Below are 8,194 nucleotides of genomic sequence, written 5' to 3' on the forward strand. Positions count from 1 at the left end.
GATATGGAAGCTGCTCAAGCTAAATTATTAGCAGATGCAAAAGCAAAAGCTGATGCAGAAGCAACAGAAAGATTAAGAGCTGAAGAAGAAACAAGACAATTAAAAGAAGAAGAAGAACGTCAGGCAAGATTAGCAGCAGAAAAAGCAAAAGCTGATGCTGAGGCAGCAGCCAGAGCTGCAGCTGCAAAAGACGAAACGGCAAAAGCAATTGAAAATCTGACTCAATCTATTGAGGGTACAAGTAAAACTCAGAATGATTTATTAGACCAGTTTAAAGCAACTGTAGCAAATAAACAAAAAGACTTGAATGACTTAAAAGAAGAGAATGACTTAAGCGAAAAAGGAATTTATAGAGAGCCGAAACCGTTCAAGAGTGTTGCTGCTGAAAACAGCCAGCTGGAAGCTTTAAAAGCACAGCTTGCAGATGCCAGCCGAATCCAGAAAGATGAAATTGCCAAGCTGACGAATTTATATAACGAAAGGCTTAAAAAAGTTCCTAATAAGAATGACGCTTTAAACAAAGCTTATCTAGAAAAGATAAATCAGTTAAAAGCAGCTCAATTGAAAATGGAAATGGAAGGAGCAGCACTGTTAGCCGATTTAGAACGTATTAAAACGGAAACTGAGATTGAGAAAAAACGTAGAATTAAACGTGCAGCTTATGAAAATGATGAAGGAAGATATGCTCAGGACGTTGCCGCTCTTAAACGTATTAAGGAAACAACAAAAGTAAGCAGTACACCACTAACAGCAAGTGATTTTGATTTTGGTGAAGATCAGTCAAATATGCAGATTATCAAGAATATTAAAAATTCTGAAAGTGGTTACTATATGATTCTTGCAGTTCACAATAGTGTTGAAAAAAGAGATCAATTCTTAACGAAAGCTGTTGCAGCTGGACTTACAGATGTAAATTTCTTCTACAACATAACAACAAGTAAGTATTATATCTATTACGAGAAATTCGACGGTTTACAAGAGGCTACAAAAGCACTTGAAGCAAAAGGATCTAAGCCATATAATGGGAAAATGGCAATTGTAAAAGTTGAGAATTAATATAAGTTTTGATTAAAATATAAAAGTCAAATCCTTCTTAATTTAAGAAGTTAGTTATAAAAAGAGTTTAAAGCGCTCGAATCTTACTCTCTAATGCCCCTTAGATAATAAGACCAAAGCCCAATAAAGTAAATACCATGAAAAAACCTACTATTCTAAAAATTGCAATTTTATTTTTGTTGTTTTTGCAATGCGATATTGTAATGTCCCAAAATCTAAAGACATTCGATAGAGAGTATAATGCACAGCTCAAAGGAGATATTCTTGTTATTGGAAATAACATTCTTAACAGAAGAGAAACTAATAGATTTGGTCAAGTTACTGCAAGTCCAAATAGTGATTATGACGGAACTGGTCTGAATGGTAATTTTGATATGCGTTATATCAATATCGACAACGGAGCAACACCGGGTATTTTTAGTTCAAGTAGTGCCAATCTTACTGTACCTAATAATAGGGCTCCAGGAACTCCTTGTTATAGAGTTGCCTATGCGGCATTGTATTGGGCTGCTACTTTAAACGGTACGAACAGAAATAACATTGAGAAAGTAAAATTTAAGGTTCCTAATACATCCAACAGTAACTATCAAGATATTACTGGAACGATTATTCATGATATTACAACACGTGCTGGTGGTATTAATCCTGATAATACTCAGGCTTATGCCTGTTTTGCCGATGTTACCAATTTATTGAGTGCAACAAATCCTAATGGTACTTACACCGTTGCTAACGTAATTTCAAGTGAAGGATCGAATGGAGGAACTGGTTTGTCTGCTGGCTGGTCTCTTTTTATTGTTTATGAGGATTCAAGCTTACCAACAAAAGCGATTTCTACTTTTAATGGATTTACTGCAAGACAGCAGGGAGGAGGGCCAAATAATACTGTAATTACAGGTTTTACTACTATTCCTACAGGTCCAGTTCAGGCACGTTTTGCATTTGCTGCTCTTGAGGGAGATTTAGGTTATACCGGAGATTATCTTCAAATAAACGGAACAACTATTACGCCTCCTACCAGACCTAGAGTGGGCAATGCTAATAACTTTTTTAACAGTACAATCAACAGCTTAGGTTCTATTTATCTTGATAGAACTCCGAAAAGTAGAAATACACTAGGTTTTGATACGGGTGTAATTGATATTGATCCTTCGTCTAATGTTATTAAAAATAATGATACTCAGGCGACCATTACCTTGGGTACAACAACTGACGTATTTATTTATTATTTTACTGCTTTTTCGGTAGACATTATTGCACCAAAAATCGTTTTGACAAAAGGGGTAAAAGATATTAATAATGTTGATGCAAGTAATAAAAATGTTACACTAGGAGAAGAACTTCGATATGAATTGAAATTTAAAAATGAAGGAAATGATAATGCGAAATCATTTACGATTACAGATCAGCTTCCTATAAATACAGATTTTAATTTTCCATCAGACATTATGCAGCTTCCGCCGGGAATGACTATTCCAACAACAGCGGCAGGAAACTCTTATGTTCAATACAATCCAACAACAAGAACTATAACATTTACAATACCGAATAGTTATGTTACCGCTGTTCCAACAAGATCACCGGAATATACAATTCGTTTTAAGGTTAAAGTTGTAGATGATTGTTCTAAATTAACAGATGCTTGTTCTAATTTGATTCAGAATACAGCAAGAACAACTTATGTAGGTGATCTTGGAGGTTCAAATACCAATTACGGTGACAGTAGTTACTCTTCTACAACGGGATGTAATATAGTGCCTCAATCGACTAATTTTTTGGTTGGATTAGATGCTTGTAAAAATAGAAGAACAGAAATCTGTACATCTAGTATGACGATTTCTGCATCTGGAGGTTATAAAAGTTATTCCTGGTCTACAAATTCTTCAGGTTCACCAGTAATTGGAACTAGTCAGACCCTTACTGTGACGCAGCCAGGTACTTATTATGTTTATAATACAGCCAATCCGCCTTGTGTCGATTTACAGGAAATTATTACTGTTGTAGATGGCGGCGGTGTACGATCAAATCCTATTATTACTTATGCGGATAATAGAAATCCTGATGGAACAATAACAGGATGTCCAATTGATGGTAAGCCATTACCTAAAATTTACCTGTGTGGTTCTAATGATTCAAGATCAATTAACCTGAATTTAAGCGGAGCGACTATTGTCTGGGAAAAAACTACATGTGCCAGACCAACAGATTTATCTGAACTTTGTGCAGATGAAAGAACAAGCTGTACTTGGGTTTCGGCCGGACCAAATGGATCACTATTTACAGCCAATGAAGCAGGCTATTATCGTGTTACTATAAACGTAAATGGTTGCCAGAACCGTTATTATTTTAATGTTTATAAAACTGAAGTTTCGATTACAGAAACTCATAAAAATATTATTTGTTATAATAAAGGTAACATTACTGCGCAGTTACTTACTGGTTACGAATACAGCCTGACAAATGTTGGTGCGAACACAACAACAAATTGGCAGAACAGTAATGTTTTTGATATTTGGCAGGCAGGAACTTATGTAATTAACTACAGACTTAGAAATGTTCCAAATACTTGCGTTTATAAATCGGGTAGAATAGAGATCCTTTCTTTAACTATGGATCCTAAAGTAGAAAACCCTAATGAACAGCCAAATTGTTATGGAGATAACGGAAGTATAACTGTAAGTGCTACTGCTGGTTTTTCTAATTATTATTTTGCACTTTATGATGGAGCCAACTTAATTCAGCAGGTTGGGCCTATTACAGCAAACGTTTATACTTTCACTCCTGCTCCGGGTAAATATTATACTGTTGAAGTTTATACAATGAACGGAAACACAAAAGAATGTTCAGGATCTACAGGAAAATATATTAATAACCCTGCATCAGAAATTAATGTTACTGCAAATGCAATAACACCTCTTACTGCCTGCAGTGAAGGAAAATATAAAATTACAGCAAGCGGAGGAAGCGGCGGTTATTCATTCTTTGTTGATGGCTCAACTACTCCTCAGGCTTCATCTGAAAATGATAATACTGATCAGAATGCTATTATCATTTTAACTCCAACTGCGAGAGATTATGTAATTCGTGTGCGTGATTCTAAACTTTGCGAAAAAACAATTACAGTAAAAGTGGCTTCATTGCCTGCACCTGTTTATACAGTTTCGCATACTAACAGTAATTGTTATGACGGAAGTTCAGAAATTAGAATTAACCTGACAAATGCTAATGGATATACTATGGCTTATAGTATAAACGATGGAGGTACTTATCAAGCCAGCCCTATATTTTCTAATTTATCACCAGGTAATTATAAGGTTAAAGTAAAATACAGTATTACATATCCAATTACAAACTGGCCAAATTCGGCTACACAAGACTGTTTTGGACCAACTGAAAATGTTACTATAACTGGACCAAGTGCGGCTCTTACAGCCTCTGCCGGAGTTGCGGCTTTAGCGGGTTGTACACTTCCAGATGGCAGTGGTGTTAATCAAGGTGGAAAATTAAGAATCAATAATGCTCAAGGAGGAACACCTGCTTATCAATATAGTTTTGATGGTGGTGCTACTTGGCAGACTTCTAATGAGAAAAATGTTTTACCGGGTACTTATATCTTAGTAATTAAAGATGCTTTAGGATGTACTTATACAATTCCTTATAACATTATTTTAGATCCTAGACCTTCTGATCCGACTATTAAAGTAGAAGATCCTGTATTTAATTGTAATGGTACTGCAACTAGTACAGTTACGGTTACCAATGGAACTTCTTCTAATTATTCTTATGAATATTATCTTGACGGAGTTGCCAATACTCCAATCTCAAATAATGTATTTACTAACGTACCATCAGGAAATCATACTGTTTCTGTAAAATATAATGTAACTACAGTATCAACTTATAGTAACTTGCTACAAGAAGATTTTGGTAAAGGAGGTTACACAACTACTCCAGGTATTAACCCAGCTTATTGTTTTGAAGATGAGTCTACACCTCACCCTGTTGGATACCCTTGTGGTGATTTTAACGATTACCAAATTAATGATGGTAAATATGCTGTAGCTAGTTCTATTAAAACTAACTTTGGAAATTCTTGGATTTTTGCAAAAGATCATACACTTCCAGCACATCCTTTAGGAAGATTTTTATGTGTAAATGTTGGTGGTTCTGCAGGTATTGGAGGTATTTTGTATAGTAAACCAATCAAAGATGTTATTGTAAACCAACCTGTAATTATTTCATTATGGGCAGAAAACTTGATTGTAAAAACATCAACCACACATGCAGATCCAAAGCTGACAATTCAATTAGTTAATAACTTAAATGGAGTTGGCGGTCCAGAAACAATTGTTGCAACAACAGATACTTCTAATCCTTGGGTTGTACCAAAAACAGAAAAATGGGAATATAAAGAGTTATCTCTTAATCCAGGAGCATATAACAATTTAAGTTTTGTTATTAGATCTTATAGTAATGAATTTAATGGAAATGATGTTCTTATAGATGATATCTGGGTACGTCAAATTCCAGAATCTTGTATTGCACAAAAGAACTTCCCAATCGTTATTGACAGTAATAAAGCTTTCTCAGCTTCAATCACTGGATTTAAAGATTTAACTTGTGTTGGATCTAATAATGGAGAAGTTACTATTGCAGCAGAAAACTTTAACCTTCCATATGGATTTGATTATTCGTTAGATAATGGTGCAACATGGATTAACTCTAAAGTTTCTCCAGTAACTGCTACAGGATTAACAAGCAAAACGTACAATATTCAAGTGCGTTTCGATAATAGTACTTCAAGCTGTGTATTTCCATTAACTCAAGTTATTAAGGCACCAACGGCTATTACACCATCGGCTGCTGTAACAAAACAAGCAACTTGTACTACAGGGGCAACAATTACAGCAGGTGCAACGGGGGGAACTCCAGCATATCAATTCCAATTGATGAATGGCGCTACTATTGTGGCCGCTTTCCAAACAAGTACTATATTTACAAATATTCCAACAGGAACCTATACTGTTGTGGTAAGAGATTCAAACAGCTGTTTATCTACTGCATCAACATCAGTAACAGTTGTCGCGCCAACTCCTCCTACAGCAACATTGGCAGCAACATCTGATCTATGTTATGATACAACAAATCAGGCTACTCTTGTTGTTACGGCAACAGGAACAGGAACATTAAGTTATAGTTTAGACGGAGCACCAGCTCAGAATTCTAATACATTTACGAATGTTGGCCCAGGAACACATAATATTGTTGTAACAGACAGTAACAACTGTACAGCAACAGTTAGTAATATTGTTATTGCACCACAACTTGGCGGTGAAGCAAAAATTACTTCAGAATTAAATTGTACTACAACTCCAAATGCTTCTATTACAGTTACCATTACTGGAGGAACAAGTGCATATAGCTATAAAGTTAGAAAAGGAGCCGGTACATACGGATCTAGTACTGCTGTAACAGGAAACTCTTTTGTATATACGGGAGCAAATACAGCAGATACATATTATTTCGAAATTACAGATTCAAAAGGATGTGTTGTTGTCGTTAGTGCAATAGTAAATGCTATTGTGAATCCTACAGTGACAGCTCAGAAAGTAGATGCAACTTGTAATGGTGCTTCTACAGGATCAGTACAATTATCAGGCGCTGGAGGTGCTGGAAATTACACTTATTTATTCTACAGCAGTTCAACTACACCAGTACCAACAACTTTTGTAACACAATCTAATTACACTGGATTAGCAGCAGGAAGTTATTCTTACCAAGTTATGGACGACAAAGGTTGTAAGTCTGCTGTGGGAACAATTGTTATTACACAGCCTACAACTTTAACAGCAACAGCTTCTGCTACAACATTTACCTGTGATGCTTCAAATGTAAAACAAGCAGCAACAGTTACAATTGCAGTTCCTACTACTGGTACAGCACCATATCAATATAGCTTTGACGGTGGTACTACATTTAGTAGTACACGTACTTTATCAGTAACAGATAATGGTACTAACCAGACAATCTCTTACGTAGTATCAGATGCTCAAGGTTGTAAAACGCCAGTTCAAACTATTACAATAAATAGATTAAATCCACCGACTGATTTAAGTTTCAGTGCGGCTGCAGTTACTTGTAACGCTGCAACGACAACAGTAACAGCAACTGCAACTAACGGAGTTGCTCCATTAACATTTGCTATTACATCTCCTATAGGATCAGCAGCTACAAATACCACAGGTGTTTTTGCTGGTTTAGCTCCTGGAGTATATAATTTTAGAGTTACCGATGCAAACGGATGTTACTATAATGAAGCGTTTACTATTAACTCAGCTGCTCCAATTGTAGTAACACCAAACAAAGTAAGCGATGTTCTTTGTAGAGGCGGTAATACAGGATCTGGAACTTATACAGTTTCAGGAGTTGCAACTGCAGGCGCTTATACATATACAATTACACCAAACACAGGAACCGTTTCAAAATCTGGCAATGTATTGACATTGACAAATGCTGCAGCGGGAACTTATACAGTTCAAGTTACAGACAGTTCTACAGGATGTACAAGTTCTGCGGATATTACTTTTACTCAGCCTGCAGCAGCTTTAACAGTTTCTTCAGCTGTGGCATCAAATGTTAGCTGTAACAATGACAATTCACAAATTACGGTTACTGCTTCAGGCGGAACCCCTAATTATACTTACGCTTTTGCGAAAAACCCATCAACTGTTCCAAGTTCGCCATATGATGGAAGCAACATTTTAACAGTAGATACCAATTCAGGAGCAGATCTTGTATGGGATGTTTATGTTAAAGATGCGAACGGATGTACAGTAAAATCTACAGTTACAGTAATTGTAGATGCAATGCCTCAAATTACAGCTGTTACGGTAAACAATCAATGTACAGCTTCAGGAAATACTTTTACAATTACTGCAGCAGCTACAGGATTGGTTCCTTTAACATACAGTATTGACGGAACAAACTTCCAGCCTTCTTCTACTTTCACAGTAGGAGCTGGATCTTACACAGTTTCTGTTAAGGATAAAAACGGCTGTATTGCATCAGCTCCGGCAGCAACAGTTGTTTATCCGCAATTAACAACAGGTGCTCAGGTTACAAAAGAATTAGATTGTAC

Annotated in this window: 1 protein-coding gene and 1 pseudogene; both read left to right on the top strand. The window is 36.1% G+C overall.

The features are described from left to right. Positions 1–1,056: pseudogene (locus ACTJIW_RS24100) on the top strand (PorP/SprF family type IX secretion system membrane protein); the annotation flags it as partial. Between the two features lie 137 nt (positions 1,057–1,193). Then, positions 1,194–8,194: beta strand repeat-containing protein (locus tag ACTJIW_RS24105; RefSeq protein WP_440718497.1), on the top strand; the 7,001-nt coding region annotated here is incomplete at its 3' end.

This window comes from Flavobacterium sp. 22659 (genome assembly GCF_052044235.1).
GTDB classification, from domain to species: domain Bacteria; phylum Bacteroidota; class Bacteroidia; order Flavobacteriales; family Flavobacteriaceae; genus Flavobacterium; species Flavobacterium johnsoniae.